This window comes from Halorientalis persicus, from assembly GCF_900110215.1.
GTDB classification, from domain to species: Archaea; Halobacteriota; Halobacteria; order Halobacteriales; family Haloarculaceae; genus Halorientalis; species Halorientalis persica.
On record NZ_FOCX01000042.1, the window covers coordinates 1 to 22,519 of the forward strand.

Annotated in this window: 21 protein-coding genes; 18 read left to right on the plus strand and 3 right to left on the minus strand. The window is 56.0% G+C overall.

The annotated features are described in order from the left end of the window. The coding region (locus BMX17_RS27115; RefSeq protein WP_244515084.1) for a transposase at positions 1 to 242 on the minus strand (242 nt) is incomplete at its 3' end. 126 nt (positions 243 to 368) lie between these two features. Between BMX17_RS27115 and BMX17_RS22340 the strand changes: the two genes are divergently transcribed. Then, entirely contained in the window at positions 369 to 917 is a 549-nt protein-coding gene (locus tag BMX17_RS22340) for a DUF6414 family protein (protein WP_449272165.1), read from the plus strand. 41 nt (positions 918 to 958) lie between these two features. Here BMX17_RS22340 and BMX17_RS22345 read toward each other — a convergent pair whose 3' ends face one another. Further along, entirely contained in the window at positions 959 to 1,171 is a 213-nt protein-coding gene (locus tag BMX17_RS22345; protein WP_092664222.1) for a hypothetical protein, read from the minus strand. Positions 1,172 to 1,385: 214 nt separating this feature from the next. On the opposite strand from BMX17_RS22345, the gene BMX17_RS26480 reads away from it, so the two are divergent. From BMX17_RS26480 to BMX17_RS27120, 15 genes are all read left to right on the plus strand, one after another. Next, positions 1,386 to 1,544: a hypothetical protein gene (locus tag BMX17_RS26480; protein ID WP_170845524.1), complete on the plus strand. Its 159-nt coding sequence runs from the start codon at positions 1,386 to 1,388 to the stop codon at positions 1,542 to 1,544. Beyond that, positions 1,544 to 1,945 (plus strand): hypothetical protein, encoded by a 402-nt coding sequence (locus tag BMX17_RS22355; RefSeq protein ID WP_092664226.1) that lies wholly within the window; start codon positions 1,544 to 1,546, stop codon positions 1,943 to 1,945. The genes BMX17_RS26480 and BMX17_RS22355 overlap by 1 nt, the downstream gene beginning before the upstream one ends. 134 nt (positions 1,946 to 2,079) lie before the next feature. Beyond that, positions 2,080 to 2,943, plus strand: a complete 864-nt coding sequence (locus BMX17_RS22360) for a hypothetical protein (RefSeq protein ID WP_092664228.1) — start codon at positions 2,080 to 2,082, stop codon at positions 2,941 to 2,943. Beyond that, the gene (locus BMX17_RS22365) at positions 2,940 to 3,680 is read left to right on the plus strand and encodes a DUF8168 family protein (protein ID WP_092664230.1); all 741 of its coding nucleotides are present in this window, start codon (positions 2,940 to 2,942) and stop codon (positions 3,678 to 3,680) included. Before BMX17_RS22360 ends, BMX17_RS22365 begins: the two co-directional genes overlap by 4 nt. Then, positions 3,677 to 4,609: a hypothetical protein gene (locus BMX17_RS22370; protein ID WP_092664232.1), complete on the plus strand. Its 933-nt coding sequence runs from the start codon at positions 3,677 to 3,679 to the stop codon at positions 4,607 to 4,609. The genes BMX17_RS22365 and BMX17_RS22370 overlap by 4 nt, the downstream gene beginning before the upstream one ends. A gap of 114 nt (positions 4,610 to 4,723) precedes the next feature. Then, the gene (locus BMX17_RS22375; protein WP_092664234.1) at positions 4,724 to 4,921 is read left to right on the plus strand and encodes a hypothetical protein; all 198 of its coding nucleotides are present in this window, start codon (positions 4,724 to 4,726) and stop codon (positions 4,919 to 4,921) included. Positions 4,922 to 4,992: 71 nt separating this feature from the next. Further along, positions 4,993 to 5,184, plus strand: a complete 192-nt coding sequence (locus BMX17_RS22380; protein WP_092664236.1) for a hypothetical protein — start codon at positions 4,993 to 4,995, stop codon at positions 5,182 to 5,184. Then, positions 5,177 to 6,910 carry a DNA cytosine methyltransferase gene (locus BMX17_RS22385; protein ID WP_092664238.1) on the plus strand — a complete coding sequence of 578 codons (1,734 nt, stop codon included), beginning with the start codon at positions 5,177 to 5,179 and terminating at the stop codon, positions 6,908 to 6,910. Before BMX17_RS22380 ends, BMX17_RS22385 begins: the two co-directional genes overlap by 8 nt. Positions 6,911 to 7,082: 172 nt before the next feature. After that, on the plus strand, positions 7,083 to 8,396 hold the full coding sequence (locus BMX17_RS22390; RefSeq protein WP_092664240.1) for an outer membrane protein assembly factor BamB family protein: 1,314 nt from the start codon (positions 7,083 to 7,085) through the stop codon (positions 8,394 to 8,396). A gap of 91 nt (positions 8,397 to 8,487) precedes the next feature. Then, positions 8,488 to 9,831 (plus strand): outer membrane protein assembly factor BamB family protein, encoded by a 1,344-nt coding sequence (locus BMX17_RS22395; protein WP_092664242.1) that lies wholly within the window; start codon positions 8,488 to 8,490, stop codon positions 9,829 to 9,831. A 74-nt stretch (positions 9,832 to 9,905) separates the two neighbouring features. Then, on the plus strand, positions 9,906 to 10,217 hold the full coding sequence (locus tag BMX17_RS22400; protein WP_092664244.1) for a hypothetical protein: 312 nt from the start codon (positions 9,906 to 9,908) through the stop codon (positions 10,215 to 10,217). 24 nt (positions 10,218 to 10,241) lie between these two features. Beyond that, a complete protein-coding gene (locus BMX17_RS22405) occupies positions 10,242 to 11,072 on the plus strand; it encodes a hypothetical protein (protein ID WP_092664246.1) in 831 nt (276 codons plus the stop codon). A 74-nt stretch (positions 11,073 to 11,146) separates the two neighbouring features. Continuing rightward, positions 11,147 to 11,746, plus strand: coding sequence for a hypothetical protein (locus tag BMX17_RS22410; protein WP_139203666.1), 600 nt, complete (start codon positions 11,147 to 11,149; stop codon positions 11,744 to 11,746). A 61-nt stretch (positions 11,747 to 11,807) separates the two neighbouring features. Beyond that, on the plus strand, positions 11,808 to 12,095 hold the full coding sequence (locus BMX17_RS22415; protein WP_092664250.1) for a zinc-ribbon domain-containing protein: 288 nt from the start codon (positions 11,808 to 11,810) through the stop codon (positions 12,093 to 12,095). 3 nt (positions 12,096 to 12,098) lie between these two features. Beyond that, positions 12,099 to 12,593 (plus strand): TATA-box-binding protein, encoded by a 495-nt coding sequence (locus BMX17_RS27120; protein ID WP_092664252.1) that lies wholly within the window; start codon positions 12,099 to 12,101, stop codon positions 12,591 to 12,593. A gap of 181 nt (positions 12,594 to 12,774) precedes the next feature. On the opposite strand, the gene BMX17_RS22425 is transcribed toward BMX17_RS27120, so the two are convergent. Next, positions 12,775 to 13,365 (minus strand): hypothetical protein, encoded by a 591-nt coding sequence (locus BMX17_RS22425; protein WP_092664254.1) that lies wholly within the window; start codon positions 13,363 to 13,365, stop codon positions 12,775 to 12,777. Positions 13,366 to 13,649: 284 nt separating this feature from the next. Between BMX17_RS22425 and BMX17_RS22430 the strand changes: the two genes are divergently transcribed. Together BMX17_RS22430 and BMX17_RS27620 are read left to right on the plus strand one after the other, a co-directional pair. Beyond that, positions 13,650 to 22,040, plus strand: a complete 8,391-nt coding sequence (locus tag BMX17_RS22430) for a DUF5797 family protein (RefSeq protein WP_092664256.1) — start codon at positions 13,650 to 13,652, stop codon at positions 22,038 to 22,040. 362 nt (positions 22,041 to 22,402) lie between these two features. Beyond that, a partial coding sequence (locus tag BMX17_RS27620; protein ID WP_170845525.1) for a restriction endonuclease occupies positions 22,403 to 22,519 on the plus strand: 117 nt, incomplete at its 3' end.

Below are 22,519 nucleotides of genomic sequence, written 5' to 3' on the forward strand. Positions count from 1 at the left end.
GCCTTCGCCTCGTCGTCGCTATCACCAACTACAAACGCGGAGACAATCCGGGGAGCACGATCATCACGGTGTGACAAGAGTTCTATGACACCCTCCAGATACCGTTGAAACACCCGATAGCTGCCGTACCGAATCACGGATTCGGCACGGCAGCGCGGGCAATAGACGCCGTCACGCCAGCGAATCTGTGCCAGCAGATTCGCGGCTCGACGCTCCGAGACGAACACATTGATTGGCATCATTGTTCGTCGGGTGGCGCGGTCGCGCCACCCTTGCCTGCTGTGAACTCCAGCTACTGCTGAAAACTGACCAACAATCCTCTACACAAGAGCGTTGTAGCAATCCACGGAGGACTAAAGCGGACACCTCTGAAAGAGATAGCTGATATGCTTGATTTTGCAGAGGATATACAACAAATTCAACAGGGTCTTGATGAGTTATCTGGCCTTGATCTGTTGAGTGAAGAAGATCAAGAAGAACTTGATTCCTTGCGCGACGAAACCAAAGGGATGAGTACTGCAGTTCAAGGGATGCAACGGTTGGTATCTGTCTTTTCGAGAGAAGACGACATCTATCGCGCTGTTATCTCAGACGGCTCTGATATAGAATTCGTCCTCATTCCAGATAAGGAAAATTTCCAAAATCTTCCGATGGATTTCCCAAGCGTCGACAACGACTATCTCATTTTGGGGAAGGTACAAACAAAATTCAACAAGGGAGATTCGGTCGAACTCATCAACTTCTCTCAGTTGGTTTCCGGTTCAACTGATAACCCTCGGCAGAAGAAAACACAAGAAAAGCAGCAGCGGATGCGATTTTCAAAAATGGCTTCAGATATATCGGGACGCTCCGTCGAGAAGGATGAATTCGTTGTGTCACATCCAGATGTTCAGATTCTCCCCCTCGCTATATACTGATTGGTGAGAATATGACCATTTGAAAGGCAGATTCTCTGCTATCACTTCTCCCCCTCACAGACTTCATCTCGAAGCTCTTCGAGCAGATCGTCGCGGTTCTTCGCCAGTATCTCCACGTCCTCACCCACGTTCTCGATCTTGGTTCGGACGCGACTCACCACCCGGTAGCGGTAGTTGTCGGAAACGTCTGCCTCCCCCTTGATGATTTCACGCTCACGCTCGGTGAGGAGTCCACGGTACTGGTCGTCTACCATACCCGCTCGTTGGCTGGCGTCTGCCATAGTACCTATTACTGCGTGCAGTTACTTAATTACTGTTTATAGTCATAGTGACTGTGAACAGTAATCTATAAGTGACTGTAAATAGTAATCAGTGATGTGGAAGCCCGGCCCTCAGGGCGTAGCGGTCGAAGGAACGCCCGCGTGCTGTGACACGCGGGCCGGGTTCCCCACGGTGAATGAAGAACCCATGTCAACAAACGCGGCGCTGGGGCAAGAAAGCCTCGGTACGACGGTCGAAACGACTGAAGAAGACACCTGCGACGAATGCGCGAAGCTCTCCGACGGCTTCCCGTGCGCCGACTGCTATATTTCTGGCCGGAAGGGCTTCGAGGTGGTGACGGCTTGATGCAGCGCCGCGAGTTTCTCCAAGTGGCCGCCGCAGTCGCCAGAGCAGCTGCCGGAGACGTCCCCGATTCGGAGATCACTGCCCAACAGAATCGCCTACTGGAGCTGACCGACCGTGACGACAGCGAGCGATGGGCGTACGAGACGACACGGGATCTCGCACACGTCCGCTCGGGCCTTGTGAACGCCGAACTTGATGCGCTGTGCGACAATCCGAACGGCATCATCCAAACCCACGTCGTCGGTCGTGGCGGCATCCCGCTCGGGTTCGAAGTGAGTACGGACGACGACGAATCTGTCGGGACTCTGGTGCATCTCTCGGCTGAACAGGCAGAGGCGCTGGCCGTCGATCTACTTGAACAGGCGCACGCAGCGAGGGAGGACAACAATGCAGACCAGTGACGCCCGCGTGACGGCTCGCATCGTCCGCACCGAGGACGGTGAGAACCACACTGAGTATCGCGTTGGCGGCGTTTCGTACCCCCCGGCCGAGGTGGTTGAAGCGACGCTTAAGGCACGCTAACCCACGCAAATCCATGATTGAAGATATCGACCGCGACGTGTTCGTACGGATTCAGACCGACCTGTTGGTGGTCGGCGACAGCATCATGACCGACAGACACCACGCCAGTAACGGGAACTACCAGGATGACGATCCGCAGAATCAGATCGGCGGCATCATCCCCGCGTTCCCGCTCTCGGGTTGGCTCCGCCACGGGATGGAGGAAGTCGTCCACGAGTTCGACGGCACCGCCTGCCACCCCGGTGAGGCCAACGCGAATTTCATGAAGGAGGACGTCTACGAGCGCGACCTCGACGACGGCTACCACGAGAAGGGCGCGTGTACCGACGACCCGAAGGAAGACGACGGTTGCGTGGTCTTCGACCTCTTCGGCGGCTTCGGTGGCGTCCCCGGGAAGGTGATGCGGCGGCCGATCAAGTTCAATCCCGTCCGATCCAGTGTGGACTACACGCGTGGGCAGGCTGAGGGTCACTACCGCCGGCTCAACCGGAACGTCGTCTCCCGAAACGCCGACGACAACCGGGAACCACTCCGGAACGCCGAGGTAGACGCTGTGGCGAATCTGGACGGTTGCTGGCACCTCTCCTTCCGAGAGGTGAAACCTGAGTTCGTCGGCCTGCTGGCCGAGGGCGTCGACTTCCTCGATGCACACAAGACGGACTTCATGCACCAGCTCGGTGGCGCTCGGAACTTCGGCGCGGGGATCGTCGATTGCCACCTCATCAACCCGCTCTACAGCGAGCGCGAGCTGAAGCGCGTCTTCGACCGCGGAAAGAGCAACACGAACAAGATGGACGAAAAGGACGACCAGTGGACCGAGGAGTACCGCCCGGCGTTCGTGGAGGCGCTCGATGAGCGCATCGAGGAGGGACCATGAGCGACGACGCGATGGTCGCCGCGTACCGCCACGACGCCCACAAGATGAACGGTCAGCCGCACGACTACGCGCCGGAGACGTTCGCGAGCGTTCCTGTGAACCAGACGGTATCCCACGGCTCGGACGGTGATGCGTCGGCGCTGAGTCGGCCCAGCGGCCAGCCTGAGCAGACCGTCGAGAACCACGAGACGCTCTACCGGCTGTCGCTCATCGAGGGCGAGAGTCGGTACGATCCACAAGATTTCACGCGCAACGGTGTCGAGACCGCCGTGAGAGCACTCCTGACGGAAGACGACCCAGAGACCATGCATAGGGCGTGGCTGGAGAGCGATGTCGTCTCGGCGTTCAACGAGAGCGTCTACTACCCGTACACGAGCCTGAAGTACCACACCCTGCTCGTGGCGGCCCTACTCGACAACTACCGCGACGGCCACGAGTTCGCCGATCTCCTCCTGGTCGTGGACCGTGCCGGGGAGATCGTGCCCCACCGCACCGTCTACGCAGGCGACGACTTCGCGCTTCGAATCGACGAGAGCGCAGGCGGGCGGCCGTCGTCCCGTCTCGGGAGTCGGCCGTGGCGGTCGTGGGCTTCGACGTGGAACCGGCTGACCGCGCACCCGCTCGATGCCGCTCACGACAAGTACGACATGGTGCTGGACGCGAACCTCCGCCGGATCGGCGCGTGGTCTACCGCGCTCCAGTACATCGAGGACTTCCGGGAGGCATTCGACCGATGACGCGCATCCAGCAAGTCCAGTGGGAGCTGGAGATGGACTACATCGGACACCCGTACTACGTCTCGGGGAACGCCATCATGCACGCGCTCGGTCAGCAACTCCCGCACGACGTCCACCGCCACCTGAACGCGAGTCACGGCGTCTTTGTGCCCGGGCAGTTCGGGACGTTCCCCGAGGAGCACTCGCAGAGCGGCATCCGGCCGTACCTCGGGAGTGGTCTCCCGGATGTGGAGAGCTACGACGACCTGTTCCTGATGCGGCAGGCGTCGCACTCGTGGCTTCTCGATTCCCGGCCGCGAGACGCGCTGAACACCCACGACATCCGCGTGCAGAGCGGCCACCCGGCGCTGTCCCACGAGACCATCATGGGGAAGCCCGACGACGCGCGGAAGCAACAGCAGACGACGAAGTGGTACATCAACGCGTACCTTCACGCCGACCGGGACGACATCCTCCCGCTCGATGAGAGCGCCCTGGACGGCCTCCAGTTCGGCGGGAAGCGCAACTACGGCTACGGCATCACGGGGCTGAAAGACACGCAGGTCGTAGACCTGGAGGCGTTGGACTACTCGGGTCTTGAAGACGGTGAGCCGTTCATCCTCGAACTCGTGACGCCGTTCGTGCTGGAGTCGGAGTACCCGAACGCTCACGACCAGGACGTGCCGTGGTGGTGGAAGGAGGGCCGCCGTGATCTCCGTGAACGCGAGGAGAAGGTTCTGGAGCAACGCGAGGTGAACAAGCTCCAGACCGTGGACCACGGGCAGGTGGTCACCTACGAGGGCGACCGGCCGGTGGAGACCGCGAAGAGCGGCATCCTCCGGGTCGGCAGTCACTCGAAGTACGGCTTCGGTGAACTGCGAGTGAAGCCCGTCGAACCCCGCTCGAATCAGTGTCAGAACTCAGAGAAAAAGACGAAGGTCACCGGGTGAGATAACTCATTCGAGACGGAAGAATCGGCACGAAAAATCACGCCGCAAACTGAATAAAGAAATCGTATTTGCAACAACTGGTATCTGTTCCTCTTCGCGCGAATACACTCGTTCATGGACGCGGAGTCCGGCGCGATGGCACTCACTATCGGCGTCGGCCTCGGCGTTGTCGCTCTCCTTGGATATCTCTCGCCGATATACGCCATTCCCTCTTCACAAGAAACAGTTTTCGCGATCAGTCTCTGTGGCTTTGGGCTTCTCGTCGTCGCCTACACGGTTGCGACGACCAAGTACGAGTCCCAGCTGTACTAGCCCCCCTCTCGATTCTTCTCCCTTGCCACACTGCTGACTCTCTCGTTTTTCGCCACCGGGAGCGGTAGAGTATGGTTTTCGGAGATATCCACCGAGAAGAGGCCCCAGCCGTCGGCGAACCGGCCGACGCAACCGTTCAAGAACTCGCCGGGATCGCACCACCGTGCGAGTGCGGCGCAGAGGCAACTCAGCAGATCGACGGCACCGACTACTGCGACGAGTGTGCCGACGACATCAAACACGGCGGTGGGCACGATGAGTAGCCATTCCGAGACGATCCGGGCGGTCGACCTGTTCGCTGGTGCCGGCGGCCTCTCCTGGGGCCTCGTCGAAGCGCTCACAGAGGTGGCCGAACACCTGAATCGGCCGACTGAAGCCGTCCTCGAAGACACAATCGACCTCGTCGCGATCAATCACTGGGACACCGCCATTTCAACGCACGAGGAGAACCATCCGTGGGCACGGCACTACCACTCTGACGTGCAGGCGGTGAATCCACGTGAGGTCTTCGACGAACAAGATCCCGACGTGCGAATCCTCACCGGGGGCATCGAATGCACACACTGGAGTACCGCCCGCGGCGGCAAGCCCGTCGACCAGCAGAAACGAGAGCCGGCATGGGATTTCCTCACATGGGTCCAGAAACTACGGCCAGCGACCGTCCTTGTTGAGAACGTGCCTGAGTTTGAGCGGTGGGGGTCCATCCAGGCCGATGGCACCCCCAGTCGCGACGGCGAAACATTCGACGCGTGGATCGACGCACTCCACAGTCTCGGCTACGCTGTTGACTGGAGCGTGTTAAACGCCGCCGACTACGGCGACGCCACCTCGCGGCGGCGCTTGTTCATCATCGCCCGTCGCAACGGCCAGCCACGATTCCCCGAGCCGACGCACTCCGAAGACGGCGACGTGCCGGGAACCGACGAATGGCGGTCGGCCGCCGAGATCATCGACTGGAGCGACCGCGGCAAAAGCATCTGGAGCCGTGGACTCCGCGGCGAAGGGAAAAAACCCCTCGTCAACAACACTCTCCAGCGGATCGCCGAGGGCGTTCGGCGATACTGCGACGACCGGCTCGAGCCGTTCGCCGATGCCATCGAGACGATCGGGAAAGACGACGTCCGACAGATGCAGGACGATATCGTTCCTGCCCACCTCGTCGACGACATCGCCCCCACGAAAGACGAGCCGTTCCTCGTGAAATCCACGCGTGGCGTCACGCTCCATCCGCCCGAAGTCGCGTCACAGGAGAACTCGGAAAACGCTGCTCCCTTCCCGCTGACGACGCCACACCTGCTCGGCCAGCACTCGAACTACGTCCCACGAGACGTGACAGAGGGAACGGTCCCCACCATCGCCGCCCGCGGGGCGATCCAGCTGGTCGATCCAGAACCGCTCATCCTGCCACGGAACGGCGCGCATCGTGGCCTCCACTCGAATCCCGCATACCGGCCGACCGAGCGCCCGCTGCACACGGTCACGGCGAAGAACCACGACGGCCACCTTCTCTCGCCGTATCTCGTTCCCTACTACAGCGAGCGGGCGGGACAAGCCCCTCGAACGCACAGCATCACCGATCCGCTGCCGACGATCACCGCGACAGGCTCTGATCCGTACCTCGCGATGCCGTTCATCGACGAGTACTACGGCAACGGATCGCCAAACTCGATCACGGAACCACTCCCGACCGTCACGACGAAAGACCGCTTCTCGCTCTGTCTGCCCGAATTCTATCCGTTCGGACTGGACATCAAGTATCGCCTGCTCAAGCCAGCGGAGTTGGCCGCAGCGACCGGCTTCCCAAACGACTACGAGTTCTCTGGGACCAAGACAGAGGTCACCAAGCAGATCGGCAACGCTGTCCCCGTCAATCTCGCGACGGCCTTGTGCGAGGCCGCCCTCCGCGATCAGGACCCGACGTTGTTCGACTTCGAGAGTGCCGACACTCCGTCGGGACAAGGCCATCCCGGTGCCGCCGACGACGACTGAGCCGCACCACGATCTTTTCAGACATTTCTAGTCGGTATTAACAAAATACTGATAAACTGGCAGTCCGACAGTGGCCGACGTTGCCGGTGATTGAGTCCCCCTCACTCGTCTCGAACCGCTCTCCGAACCGCGATAGCGTCCTCCAAATTCTAGAACGGGGAGTGAAAGCGGTATGACCGAGGAGTCGCAGTCCCGACGTCGCTTCCTTCGGACGGCGCTAGTCGGCGGGGCCGTCGCAGTCGCCGGTTGTAACGACTCCTCGGCAAACGCCGACGCACCGCAGTTCACCGCCGCTCGCAGAGACCGAGATCAGGACGCCACACCAGAGTTCACCGGGTGGCCCGCTCCCAACCACGATGCAGCACAGACAAACGCGGCGCCGGCCGAAGACAGCGTCACGAGCAAACCAGCCCAGATGTGGGAAGTCCCTCTCCCGGGCACTCTCGGGAGCAAACCAATCGTTTCTGGCGGCACGATTTTCTGCCATACGGAACAGCAATCGCGCGGCGTCCAGCCAGAAAGCGACATCATCGCCGTCAAAGCGGGCACAGGCGACGGCGAACAGGAGTGGACCCGAGGATTCCCCGGGACAGTATCGCCACCAACAGTGGCCGGCTCAACGCTGTTTTTGACCACGGCCATCGACGGCTGGACGGCTGTCCTTGCTCACGACACCAAATCGGGGAAAGAACAGTGGATCCAGTCACTGTCTGGCCCAAAGCAGATCGCCCAGTGCCAGCCGACTGTCGCAAACGAGTCCGTGTATGTGCCAGTCCGAGCCACCACGGAAACCACCAGGACGACGCCCCGATTCGCTTCGCTCGATACTGCTGACGGGAGTGTCGAATGGCTCTCGGGGACAGAGTTCTGGCAAGAAATCCCGGTCAAGTATCATCCGCCATCTGTCGCCCACGGTCGTGTGTATCTCGCCCAGCGTCGCAGTGGAGCAGAGTCGAAATCTACACCGGACTTGCTCGCGCTGGACGCGGCAACAGGGGACGTAGAGTGGGAGTTCACCGTGTCTGATGGCGGTTTCCTCCATCACGCTCCGGTCGCCGGCTCTAGTTTTCTTTTCCTCAGTAGCCAGACCAGACTGCTGGCGCTTGATCCGGCGACAGGCAACACAGAGTGGACCGTCGATCACAACGGCCAGTTCCACCGGCCCGCAGTCGCTGGAAACACAGTCTACGTCGCGACAAAGTCGGGACTGCTGTCCGCACTCGACAGCACAACCGGTGACCGGCAATGGGCCTACACCGGTGACCGATTCACAAGTGGCCCCGTCGTCACAAACGAGACAGCCTACCTCCGCAACGGCTCGATCATCAACGCGATCAATCGATCCGAACCAGCCCTCCAGTGGGAAATGAGCGATATCGGCGGCGGCCGGCACGGACCAAGCATCGTCGACGGCTGGCTGTTCGCTGAAAGCCCGCCTGCCACGGCGCCATCGCTCCTCGCCTACACCAGTCTCAATGAACCATGATCAGTTCAAAAAATGTCTTCCGACAAAATACTCACTCGAAGCGTGTCAGTGAAAAGGTGTTTTTTGCCTTCGGCAAAGGTGAATCAGTAACATGACGGATTCAGACCAGTCACGACGGCAGTTCCTTCAGGGGTCGCTCGCTATTGGCGTCATGACTACCATTGCTGGATGCAACACCAACGCCATTACCGATAATTCCACGCAGACCCCTACCAGTAGTACTGATCAGAATGGAGACAAAACCAAGCAACCAATTGGCGGGTGGTCAGCGCCAGATTACGACGCCGCTCGGACAGGTGCCGCCCCCTCAGAAAAAAGCATCACGTCGAAACCATCCATGAAATGGGAAGCAAACCTCCCAAACGAGCTAGGCGGCACTCCCGTTGTCGCTAACAACACCGTTTATTGCATCACTCAGCGACGGTCATTCGGTAGCCAGAACGAAGGGAGCATCTTCGCAATTGATGCGCGTAGCGGTAAGCGAAAGTGGAACAAAGCCATCGCTGGTGCTTTTGGTTCTCCAGTCATCAGTGGTTCCACCGTTTACTTCTCAGTATCTGCTGATGAGAATGTGGCTGTATATGCCCTCGATGCGGATTCAGGAGACGAGAAATGGACCCAATCGCTCACCAATCATCGGCACATCTTAATGCATCCCCCAGTCGTCAAAGACGGGTCAGTATACATACCAGTGAAAGAAGAATACTGGCAGAATGACCCCAACGGTGGACTAAAAGACCCTCTTTTCGTGTCTCTCGACGCGTCAGATGGGAGTGTCAACTGGTACTTTAGAGAAAAGCAACTAGATACAAACCAATCAGTCGAGTGGAATCATCCTACGGTTGCCCACAGTCGGGTCTTCCTCACTACCGTTGGAGCAGGGTCAGATGGCTTCCCTGCTGATCTCCTAGCTCTCGATGCATCCACTGGAGAAATTGACTGGAAACTAACGGGTGACTCTCAAAACTACCATCCTTACTACTACAGTCCGGTCGCCGGCCCAGATCACCTTTTTGTTGCCAACAGGAATGGACTAAGAGCCCTTGACCCAGCTACCGGAGAAGAGCAGTGGGCGTTCACACAAGACCCTGGATCGCAAAAACCCGCAGTCACCGACGATACTGTGTTCCTCCCAACACAGGATGGGTACCTGTACGCACTCGACCGCACAACCGGCGAGAAGAAATGGAACTACATTGGAAGTCAGTTCACCGCGCAGCCAGTCGTCACAGAGAGTACAGTCTATGTGCGGAACCGAACAACAATCCATGCTATCAATCGATCCAAACCAGAACGGCAGTGGAAATTGGACGATGTCATGGGCCTCAACCAGGGACCAACAGTCGCTGACGGCCACTTGTTCACGCAGAGTGGTCCGGGATCACCCACATCTCTGGCTGCATTCACCGAGTCGGTAGAATCGTCGTCTAACTGATATACCTACGTTCTCCCACAGAATCGCTGAGCAGCAGTCCCAGACAACTCTCTTTCTCGCTCCCAGCAACGGCGATGTGTGAGTGCTCTCATTCCGCCACAGGCACAGTCCAAATCGAAGCAACGCCCGGATTCCTCGAAACAAGTATCCGAAACTGCCCAGATCGTATCTCCGGCAACATCGTCGCGGTCTTTTCCCACCGCCACAGAAACGGCTACCTCATCGTCAAAGAACTGACGACCAGCAACGGAGACGCGTTCTTCCACCTCGAAAAGTGGACACAAGACGACGGCTACTACCGGCGGGAGACATCGTATCCGTTCGAGACAGTCGACGGCCTCCAAACGGAGTTGCCCCAGATCGCCACGGAATTCGATGGAAACTAGGAGTCGGCTCTGCCAGTGACACCAATGACCGACGAGACACTGAGCTACACATTTCTTCTCGCGGACGACGAGAAACAGCTGCCGCCGGTTGTCGACTCCAAGCTCGATTCAATCTCCATCCCGGATCAGTCGCAGAAACCGCCGCGAAGACAGCCAGACGGGCCCAATTCCACACGGGAGCCCCGGCAACCGAACAGCACACAGGAGCCAACAGCAAACGACAAGCGCGAGCCCCATCCACTCGAGCGGCTTGTCTCGCTTCGAGAGTATCTGGACACGCTCGACGCAGATAAACCGTATTTCCGGCTTGTCGACTCGCCGCTGTACGGACATCATGGCGACCCGGAACCGTTTCTCGTCTCCGTGGGGAGTTGGCGGATACCACCAACTCTCGTCGAACCGACCACGCCAGTCGCCGTCAATCCACGATACGACGACCGCGCCGCCTACAGCGATATCTTCGTAGACGGCGAGTGTGGCTGTCTGTTCTCTGGAAGTCGCCACCAGAAATCGGCCGACCTGAACGGCAGTACCTGCAATCCGCTCGTCCACCTCGATGCTGAACGAGAGTGGTGGAAGCAGCGCAAAACGGCTCTCGTGAAATCATACTTCCTGGGCCAGTCGCCACGCTACATGGCTGATCGGCTTGCCGTCTCCGAGTCAGCCGTGAGCAAGATCGCCCACACGAAACTCGACATCAAGCCGGGCGACATCCGTGCAGAAGGCGACCGCGGTCTCAAGCGCGTGATCGACCACGCCTGGCCGTACTTCACGAATAGCGACCTGCAGCAGGCGCTAGATATGAGCCCGCACCGCCTCAAGCGCCTCCACACCGAGCCAGTCGACGTCCCGTGACTCGTCGGGACACGACGTTCCTTCTCCTTCGAATCATGCAGACTAACATCCAGACGACCGAATCCAGTTGTACCATGCCCGAAACACCGCCCGCAGTGCCGCCTCTGGGCGGCATCACCGACGCCTGTGGTATCTGCGGTCTTCCAGTCGAAAGTCCCGCTGGCGTCGGCGCTGTCGGCCTCAACGGCATCTGTTGCAGACACTGCGCCGAAGAACTGCCCGAGCGCCGGGCCAAAGTCGCTGCAATCGTCCGTGAAGACCAGCCAGAGATCCGACTGTTCAAGTATCCCGGCGAGGACGAGTCGCCGTACAGCGACTCTATCGGGCTCGTACTCGTTGAGACGCCGGAGATGGACGACGCAACGACGAACACTGTCACTGGCCTGTACGAACTGCTGGAGCCGGAGATACAGGAATTGGTCTGGCAAGTCGCCGGCAACGCCCTCCCAAAGACCTACACACGATTCAGTGATCCAGCCCTCGCGAACGGTATCCTCACCGACACGCACCTGCGCGACGCCGACACACCCGACGACCATCCCTACTACGAGATTGCGGATCGGCTGCCGACGCCGTACGTCGCCACGGCGGCCGAACTGTTCGTCGACCTCCACGGGAGCCCAGTCACAGCCGAACGCGTCGCTCAGACGATTCTCGAAATCAACAAGCGGTGACGACAAACGCCGAGTCGAAAAGGTCAAAATCATTTTGTGTGGCGGATTCAACACGTTCTATATGCCAAACTACTGCCCAGAATGCGGGACGAAAGTCCGTGATTCCTCAAACTTCTGTGATTCCTGTGGTGCAGAACTACACTCCGGTACCCGATCTCCAGGAACAGGAAGCACCCTCAAAAGAGGAGTTGCCTCCGTAGTTGGTCTGACCGTGATCGCTGCAGGACTCTCGTCAATGATGGATTTTGCATTGGCAGTCGTCATCGCAACCGGGATTGTCTTCGCAGTGATGTACTGGTACTATTATCAAATCGGGAAAGTTGAACAAGCCGCCAAGCAAAACAGCTGAGCCATGGAGCATCCCCAACCTGCGTTTGATCTATTCCAGTCGTTCCCTCTCGAGAACTCTCTTGATGAGTCTCTGCTCCTGGACTGGTTCGCATACAACTCAATCGATGCAGAGAAAGGCGACAACATCTCGGAGCATCCAGAAGTCTGGAAACACTGGGAACTGCCCGATGCTTTAGCCAATCTGTCGACAGACGATTACGTTGCCTATCAAAAATTCTCCGGGGAATTGAATTTGAATGCATTTGCTATCGGTCTTGGACTGGGAGATGTGAAATACGAACCAGAAAAATTCTCTAGGCTTGTATACTGCCCAGAAACATTCTCTGCCACAGTATTCGCGTTCTGGCAGGAGCTCATTTTTTCGATTGGAGACACAGAGGATGCTGCCAAGGGCGGACTCACCCAGATGACTAACCGAATGGCGGAACTCGGGCTTGGGGAAGACGTCTCATTCAAGCCACACGTCCAAACTCAACGTGTGGCAGACTTCATTTGACACCCACTCAGGTCAGCCTCTCTCCCATTTGTCGCCTGCAGAGGAGCTGAGCAGCATGACCATACTCCACGGAAGCAAACGAAAAGTCACGTCGTACTCCGAGTTTGTGGAGGCATTCGACGTCTCGCCACAGGAAATCCTTAACGCGAAAGGAGCCGGGTACCGCGCTGATATTCTTGAATCAGCACGAGAACACAGCGACGAGGCTGGACCAGAAGCTGTCAAATACATCCCTGACGACTTCCTCCAAGACCTGCTTGCACAGGACACGCTCCAAGTGATCGTGTTCGCCGAGCCACGCGTGGAACTCGTCGACCGCAGCGGTCACCGCTCGCAGTTCCGGCGTGGTATCGAACTCAATCCCCTGCCACACAGCCGTCTCCATGAGCTGTGCGAAATCAGCCTCGAACGAATCCTGCTCGGCAGCCCGTCGGAGGTAGTCACTCTCCCAGTCTCTGTCGTCCAGGAAGCGATGCACGAGTTCACGCCGCATCGCATCGGACAGAATCGCGCGGTCGTCCGTGCGATTGATCACGTCCGTCGCGTGCACGATCAGCGACGTAACTCTCGGCATGGCGGCTCCGGTGAGTTCGGGTTCGAGCATCGCCTCGAACGTCGTCATACTCGTCGGCGACCCAGCTACCACCAGCACATCCTCTGGGTCGTGATCCGCGACCAGCTGTCGATACTGCTCCAGAACGGTTCGCTGAACCTGATCTGAGCCGAACGAGACTTCGATTAGTGTTCCGTGGTAGGTCCGCTGCTCACTCATCAAATATCCTCCAACGGCAGGGCGACTGGGGTCCGGTTGTCGCTGTGATGTGGGCCATATACATATGAGATACTGCGCTACCCATGCCGTCTGTCGGAATCCGCATAATAGTAGCGGGGCTTACAGAAGTGTAATTATAAAATTGACAGTATATCGGTCCGTAGATTTCATATATTGTATCTAGAAATTAGAAAGCAGGATTAGGCGGCCCTTACTGCTGTCAGCGAAATCTACATAACTCGTGACGGGTTATCATATCTGAACAAGCGTCTTCGCATTGCATTATGGGACGGAATATTGATGATATCGCAGATGATCGGGCACTAGGAATTCAGTCAACAGGTGAGAACTATTACGACAAGTTCCTCGTAAAACGTCCCAAAACAGAGTGGTCCCCGTATATTGACGAGACCGCGAAGGATCTTCGATCCGGTATTCAAATCAGCGATCTCTCACTCTCGAAAGACAACTTTGGCCAGGAGTTGGGAACCTACTACCGGCGAGGATTGAAGAAAACAGCCGGTCGCTACGCCGATCTACCTGCGGTGCTGGAGGAACGAGTTAGCGATGAGAAACTGGGTCTTCTCGCATACCAACTCAACGAGCTCAGCTATGATATCTCAACAACTGACCTCGGAATCGACGATGTCGAAAAAGCGACTGAGGCAGTAATTGAGAAACTTCTCACTCGCCACGTTGGGGAGGATATGAGTGTCTCATTTGATCTGTCAGGTGCGACAGTTTCTGACATTACGACACAGCTGTTCAACAATGCGACTATCGCGTCGCACGTCGATCTGCTATTGAGCGAATTCGAGAATAGCGCATCACAGGGCCTGCTTTCGCTCTTGGATGAACCCCAGATGATGACCCCGCTGTGGGAACATCAGCGAGATGCCCTGCAAAAGTGGTTGGAACATGACAAGCGGGGGTATGTAGATATGGCAACTGCGACCGGGAAAACCGTTCTCGGGCTGGGTGCAATCGCACTTCAGTACGGTGAGTTACATCCTGACGATCAGTCACTCGGTGAAATCGCCAATCCTCCAGATTCGAACGGCAGTGATGATGTACTCATCGTGGCCCACAGCGATCTCATCCTCGAACAATGGCGTCGCGAGTTCGAGAAGCACCTCAATATTCCCCAAGAGCGCACGGCGGGAAGTAACGATATCACACTTGAATGGGGAACGATTCACTTCCGAACTCCGCAATCTCTCGTCAACGAAGACCGAGTGTCCTACGACCTTGTCCTCCTCGATGAAGCACACCATTACGCAACTGGTAGCGAGTGGGGATCACTCCTTGACGAATTTGATGGCGACGTGCTGGCAATGTCCGGTTCCGTCGACGACGCAGGTAGTGACAGCGAACGTATCAAGGAACGTCTCTCAAACAGCATCGGCCCAGAGATCAAACGATACACGATTACAGACGCGAGAACTGACGGTGTGATTCCCTCTTTCGACTGGGAGGTTCATTATGCTCCATACGACGTCGTGGGTGATGACCTGAAGAAAACCGCAGAACGAGCGGAGCGGTCGTTTCATGACTTCCAGAACCGCATACAGCAGGGCGAGCTATCACTTGAGACTGACCGCCGACTCGAGACATACGAGGATATCCGTCGGTTCTCACACACGAACGAGGGTAGTTCACTAAAGCAACAGGACGAGGCGTTCCGAGACTTAGTCACCCGGTTGTTCTCACGGCGGACGAAGCAGTGGAACCTTTCGCCGATGCTGGATGCCGTAATCGACCTCGTCGTCGAACATCATACGACGGAAAAGGTCGTCGTACTTGCAGACAGCAACGCACAAGTAGAGGAGTTGGAATCCCGACTTACCGATATCGTCGCAAACCCTTCCTCGGTGTATCTCGTCTCCGGTTCACAGAGCAGGGAAGAACAGCGTAAAACGATCGATAAATTCGACGAACCAGAAAGTTCGGGCGTCCTCATCGGTACCGGTGACCTGCTAGGTGAAGGCGTCGATATGCAGCACGCCTCAGTGGCAATCAATATGTCCACTGGTGGTGTCAATCAAGAACTCGTTCAGCGCATCGGGCGTGTGCTTCGAAATCCTACTGATACGCCCAAACATGCGATTTTTTACAACGTTGTCGGCGTGTCCCCGACAGAAGCCACAGCTGTTCCACGAGAAGACGGTAAGCAACTGATAGAGCAAGCAGCAGGCTTCTGTTCACTCGGCCACCGTTTCGATAAGCTACCCGGATTTGCAATTTCGGGATCACTGGACAGTAGTGTTATCAGCACGCTTCTGGATGAAGGCACAGAGTTCATCGACTTGCTTGACGCTGACGGAGAGTACGACTGGGACAAAGAGATCATCAACCGAGCCGATTTGAAGGCACTCCACGACGCTGTTCAGGCCAACGCCGGTGATGTGGAGACTATTCTGGGAGAATGGGAGGAATACGCTTGGAAACATAGAGAAGAGAGGGATGTGATCAGTGATGAAGGGGATACGGCCGAATCTACAGATCCAGTTGGCGATCAGAGAGAGACTGATACATCTGGGGAAAAAGCACCATCGAGCAGTGCAGAGGCGCTATCATCGACAGAGCGCAACCGAATCGAAGATATCGTCCGGCTCCAACCAACAAAGAACGACACACTACAGCAAAAGTGGGCGTTTTCATCAGGGCGTAACGTTCACGAATATCTCCAATCTGAACTCACAGACTATTATTTCCGAGACAGTGATAGCCTCATCTGGGCCAGTGACGAAGCAGAAACCCTTGTAAATGGCGACTCATCTTCTGATGAGGGAAGCGTACAGCCGGAATCGGATTCCGATACCGAGGATACCTCTACTCAGGAGCACCCAACTTCTGATGAACTACTCGACGAGATTCGCCGTCTGAAAAGAGAGCAGGGTGACGTACCAACGAAAATCGAGATGACGAATCGGGGCGCCTATCCCGTTAATCAGTTCGAAGATGCCTTCGGCTCGTGGACCGACGCAGTTCGAGAAGCAGGGTTCGAACCTCACGGCTCACAGAATGGCAAGTATACTCGAGATGATGTCCTGTCTGGCCTGCGGGAGGTCGCAACGAAACTGGGGAAATCACCGTCAGTAAACGACGTGAATGAGTACGCACCGTTCAGCGCAACCGTCGTCTACAACTACTTCGACTCGATCGGCGATGCACGACGAGCTGCGGGGGTCGACCAACTGGATGATAGTGAAGAACCGGACGAGGAGGAGGGGCGGAATGAAGGAGTAGCAGGCGTGAAACCGAACGCACTTGCAGAACATTACGAACTCTTTCAAACCTTCGCATCGCTTCTCGAACGGCTCATCGAATCCAAACAGACCACATATCACGTCGACGGTGACGAGCCGATAAACCGCTGGCGAGCCGAAGTTGAAGACGTGGTATTCGGCGACGGATTCGCCGAAGACAGTCCAAGCTATGGTCAACAACAGGGCGATCGGAATCATCATACGATGTCGGAGTATCGCCAAGCGTTCGGCAACGGAGAGACCGTTACCGAGTATCAGTACGCACAAACCGAGCGCTTGAATGACGAGGATGCCGCAGTACTAATCGAACAACAAGTTATCCAGCCCGGCAAAGAAATCCATCTCCCGGTCGCACCTCACTCTGAAACTCCACTTCCAATTGCGGTCTCATCTGACGATGAACTGGACGAAGCGATGGCGCTTCTCCAGGAATTCCCCTCAAACCCCGATCCCGCAACCACTGAACAACACCAATCACAATCCGAGTCTGAGGCAGACGAAGAAGACAGGAAATCTGACACGACCAACCCTGCCGACGGTGGCGAGACAACAGCAGAAAATGACAACGATCAAGAGTCAGATCCGGGTACTGAGAGAGACAGCGCCGTGCTTGATCAAACTATCTTCTGGAAGCAAGACGTTGACCCAATTACTGAGTTTGAGGAGGAAAAGTCAGTTCGTGAGGAGTCTGCGGCAAACGGTGACTCACTGGACAAAAAGATCGACGAATGGAAATCCCAGCTACTGGACCTGACCCGCCGGAACAAACTCGTCTCGTTCAAGCCGACGAAGACGAAGTCGCTTCCGTTCGAAGACTCAAACCCGACGACTATCGCTGAGGAGATCGACGACGATGGGGAACTCTACATTCGGAAACGACCAGTAGAAGACGAGGACGAGAAGGAGGAAAACAAGCAGTTTGACATCGCAGCAAACGAATTACTGCCGACCCGGTCGCCGGACGAAGCTGCGAACTCACTGTCTCAAATCGCGCTCAATAACAAGCAACACCTCCGGGAACGCGGGGTCGATTCGCTATACCTGTCGCTCGGAATGTTGCGCTGGTACAGTGTCGACTACAGTGACGACGCGAATCGCTCACCGCTGTTCCTCGCCCCTGTCGAACTGGAAGAGAAGACCATTCAGGATGCGGAGAAACACGACTACGTTCTCAAACCGAAAGCGGATGGACTTCGACTTAACCCAGCGCTACGCAAGAAACTCGCAGCCGAGCGAGAGATTAGCCTGCCTGCCGACGAGGCGCTATCACTTGCCGAGATCGACGCAGCGTTCGAAGCAGTGCACGAAACGCTGCGTGGCTTCGAGCGGTGGACGATTCAACCCGATGTCGTGCTGGGGATCTTCGACTTCACTAAATTCAGCCTCTACTCAGACTTAGAGCGCAATAGAAGCGCGATCAAGAACAATTCGATCATTCGGGCGCTCAACGGCGAGATGGAACCACTCCAAGAAGCTGAAGGCAACATCACGACGCCGAGAGCCGCAGAACTCGACGATGTCGTCGACCCTATCGACACGTATCAAGTTCTCGAAGCCGATTCCAGTCAACAAGAGGCAATTGAAGCAGCAAAACGAGGCAAAAGCTTCGTCCTCCAAGGACCGCCTGGGACGGGGAAGAGCCAGACAATTGCGAACATCATCGCAGAGAAATTAGCTGCTGGTGAGCGCGTCCTGTTCGTGAGTGAAAAGCAGGCAGCGCTCGACGTGGTGAAAAACCGGCTCGACGATGTTGGTCTCGGGCGCTTCTGTCTCGAAGTCCACGGCGAGAAAGCGACTAATACGGACGTTCTCGGAAGCCTCGAAACCGAACTCAAGGCCTCGAAGATCAAGCCCGCCGACGATCGTGCCAAACGACTTCGGAAGCTCCAGGAACGGCGAGACACGATCAACCAGTACAGACAACAACTGTTCTATACCCTTGAGGGATGGAATCTAACGGCCTACCAGGCGTTCGGGATCGTAAGTGACCACGCAGACGCTCCTCGAGTCGACATCGGCATCGCACAGCCACTGAGTGTGAAGCAAGAAACATTCGAAACCGCTGTCGATGAGCTAGAAACCCTGGCACGCTTCGACGAAGAAATCGAGACATACGAAACCAGCCCGTGGCGACATACCACGCTCCGACAGTGGGGCGTTGATACTGGTGACTCGATGCGGCAGTCACTACAGTGGCAAGTCGACGCCATCGAAGAACTCGAAGACATTTCCGACGATCTTGCGACCGAACTAGGGGTTCGACCGGCATCGCTTGCAGAATTCCGTGAAGTGAAGCAACTGCTACAGCACGTCTCGGACCGACCGAATATCGCGTGGCAGGAGGCATTCTTCGATGGATCGTTTGGCGAAGAAGGTGGGCGGTTTCAGGAACTCGCGGACCTCGAACAAGAACGCGAGTCACTCATCGACGACCTCTCAGATCACTACCAGCGAAGCTTCTTCTCTGCAAACGGCGCAGACCTGAACAACGAACTCGCCGCATACGGAATGTTGAAAGTGGTCAAACCGAGCTATCGGTCACTCAAACGAAAGATAACGAACCACACTCGAGACGACTATGATCCGAGTCACGACCAACTCCTCGAAGACACACGCAAGTTGGCCGAAGTACAGCACCTCGGGGACCGGAGAGATGAATTCCGGGGCATCATACAGCGTCTCGGGCCGCTCTATCAGGGCGACGAGACAGATTGGGAGACGCTAACTCAGGCCCAAAGTTGGGTTGCTGAACTCGATGAGTACGAGTCCGCTTTCACGGACCCAATAGTCAAGTCCCTCATTGGTGGTTCACTTCCAAGCGTTGACTCTCTGCTGGAGCGGACTCACGACGTGCTCGCGGATTACGACGACGCTGCCACGTTCTTCGAGAATTCGATGGACGTAGAGAAGATGCGGATTAACGGAAATCCGCTCCATCAGACACCGTTACCTGAACTATCGGAGACGCTTCAGGAACTTCACGACGGTGTCCCTGACTTACAGCGCCGTGTCAAGTTCGGCTCTCAACTGGACACTGTCCGTGAGACTATCTGTGAAGAATATGTTGAGCGGTTCCTCCAAGGGGACTACAAGAGCGGCTATCTCGTCCCTGCTTTCAAGAAGCGATTCTACACGAAATGGCTCAACAGCGTGTACGAGCGGACGGATCTTGGTTCGTTCAACGCTGACGAAATGGAGCGATACGTCGAGGACTTCCGTCGTTTGGACAAAGAACAGCAGGAACTGGCAAAAATCGAAGTCCAACACGAGGTCACGAAACGCCGCCCCTCACTAAACTTGGAGCACGCGTCTAGCGCAGAGCAGGTGCTTGTGCGTCGAGAAACCGAAAAGCAACGCAAGCACAAACCGCTTCGCGAGCTGTTTGACGAAGCGGGGTCGTTCATAACGAAACTGACGCCGTGCTTTATGATGAGTCCGCTGTCGGTCGCACAGTACCTCAAAGCGGATTCGATCCAGTTCGATACCGTCGTGTTCGACGAGGCGTCACAGATTATGCCACAAGACGCCGTGAGTAGCCTTATCCGGGCAGACCAGGCAATCATCGCGGGTGACACGAAACAACTCCCACCGACGTCGTTCTTCCAATCCGATGTGGAAACTACGGAAGATGTGCGCGAAGACCTCGACAGTATTCTCGAAGAAACCGCATCGGTACTCCCCGAAAAGAACCTCCGGTGGCACTACCGAAGCCGGACAGAGGAACTCATCCAATTCTCGAACTACCACTACTACAACAACAGTCTCCGGACGTTCCCAGAGAACGATCCCGATGTCGAAACCGGCGTTTCCTTCGAATATGTCGAAGATGGTGTGTACGACCGGGGTGGGTCGAGACAAAACCAGGTCGAAGCTCAGCGTGTCATCGACCTGATTGAGGAACACGCAGAAGAGCGGAGTGACAAGAGTCTCGGTGTCGTTGCGTTCAGCAGTGCACAAGAACAAGCCATCCGAGACGCACTTGCTGAACGGCGCGAAGAAAGTCCGGTGCTTGATGCGTTCGTCAGTCAAGACGACGTGCTAGACGAATTCTTCATCAAGAACCTCGAAATGGTGCAAGGTGACGAACGTGACCGCATGATCTTCAGTGTCGGATACGGGCCAGCTCAGGATGGCACGATCTCGACGAACTTCGGCCCACTCAACAAAAGCGGTGGAGAACGACGACTCAACGTCGCAGTCACGCGGGCAAAAGAACAGATTACAGTCGTCTGCTCTATGCTCCCCGGCGACATTGACCTCTCTGGATCGAACAGCACCGGTGCCAAACACTTCAAAAACTACCTCGAATATGCACGCAAAGGTGAACAGGCGCTCGTTCGCAACGATCAGGTCACAGATTCGCTGGATTTCGATTCACAGTTCGAAAAAGCAGTCTACGACGCACTTGAGGCAGAAGGCTACGATGTCGTCTCACAGGTACAGAGCTCCAGTTACAGCATCGACCTAGCAATCAAGCACCCAGAGCAGCCAGGCAAATTCATACTCGGCATCGAATGTGACGGGGCCGCGTACCACTCCTCGAAGACTGCCCGAGACCGAGACCGCACCCGACAAATGGTCCTTGAAAGCCTTGGATGGACGATCCATCGGATCTGGTCACCGGACTGGACGTCCAACCAAGAACAACAGCTCAAGAAAATTGAAGAAAAAGTAGAATCTCTCCTGCACGGGGAATCAAGTACGTTTGACGTGACTGAAGTCCCCTCGTACGAACCAGAAGCGATAGATATTGATTCGAAAACCGATCATGAAGCGATCACAGAGTATCAGACCCCTGAGCTAAGTCACTCAGATCGATACTCACCAAATAAACAGGGGCAAGAATCAGCACTTCGGAATTCATTGAAAGACGTTGTCATCCAATATGGGCCGATTGAGCGGGAGACGGCATTTCGCACTGCTCTCGATGTCTGGTCCGAGTCTAGACTCGGTAAAAACGTTCGCCAAACCTTTGAAAGCATCCTGAGAAAATTGAAGAAGTCTAGCGAGGTATTCGAGAAAGATGGATATCTCTGGCCCGAATCCGATCATTTAGACTTCTCTGTTCGGGTCAATACTGATGCAGCAACACGGACTATTGACGAAGTTCCGATTGAAGAAGTTGCGAAATCAGTGGCACTACTGTTAGAAGAAGGAGGGAAGATGACACGTGATGACCTCGGGCTGGAAACATCTAGACTGTTCGGGTACCAACGCCGTGGAGACCGAATCCAGAATCGCATTGGGGCTGCGATAAACACCCTCAAAGAAGTCAATGTTATTGAAGAAAATAGCGAAACGGTCACTATTCAATCTGACGTAGAGGTTGATACTCAACTCCTGCAAACGATATACCATAGCCCTCCTACCCAGAGAGAAGAGAATTCTTCACAAGATCTTGCTTAGTCATTCACGACTCTTGGTAATAACTCGGATGAATTATCAAACTCTGAATCAAGGAAAATCACCGCCTCTGAACTTGATGGACAGTGCCCGAACTGTGGCCACGAATCTTTAAACTTGAACATGCAGGAGAGACTGTCAGGTGTCTCAAATGCGGGAAGAACCATCTAAAAACCTCACTGAATCCCCTCTAACTTGCCCAACGTGAGGGTGTCATAGAACAGTTTCCAAGGTGGTTGATTTCAAGAACGCCGGGGCCTGCAGCGCCTGCTCAGTGAAGATGCTTACTGACCGGCTCATCACTATATTCCACTCAGGAGTATCTTAGGGAAAGACATATAATTTCAAAGAATGTGAATTATACTGTGAAAGGGGAACGATTTGAACAGGTATTAGCCCATCATTTCAGAAATCAGGGATTTGATACTCATCTCACAAAAGCCACAGCAGACAAAGGAATTGATATTCTACTCAAAAAAAAA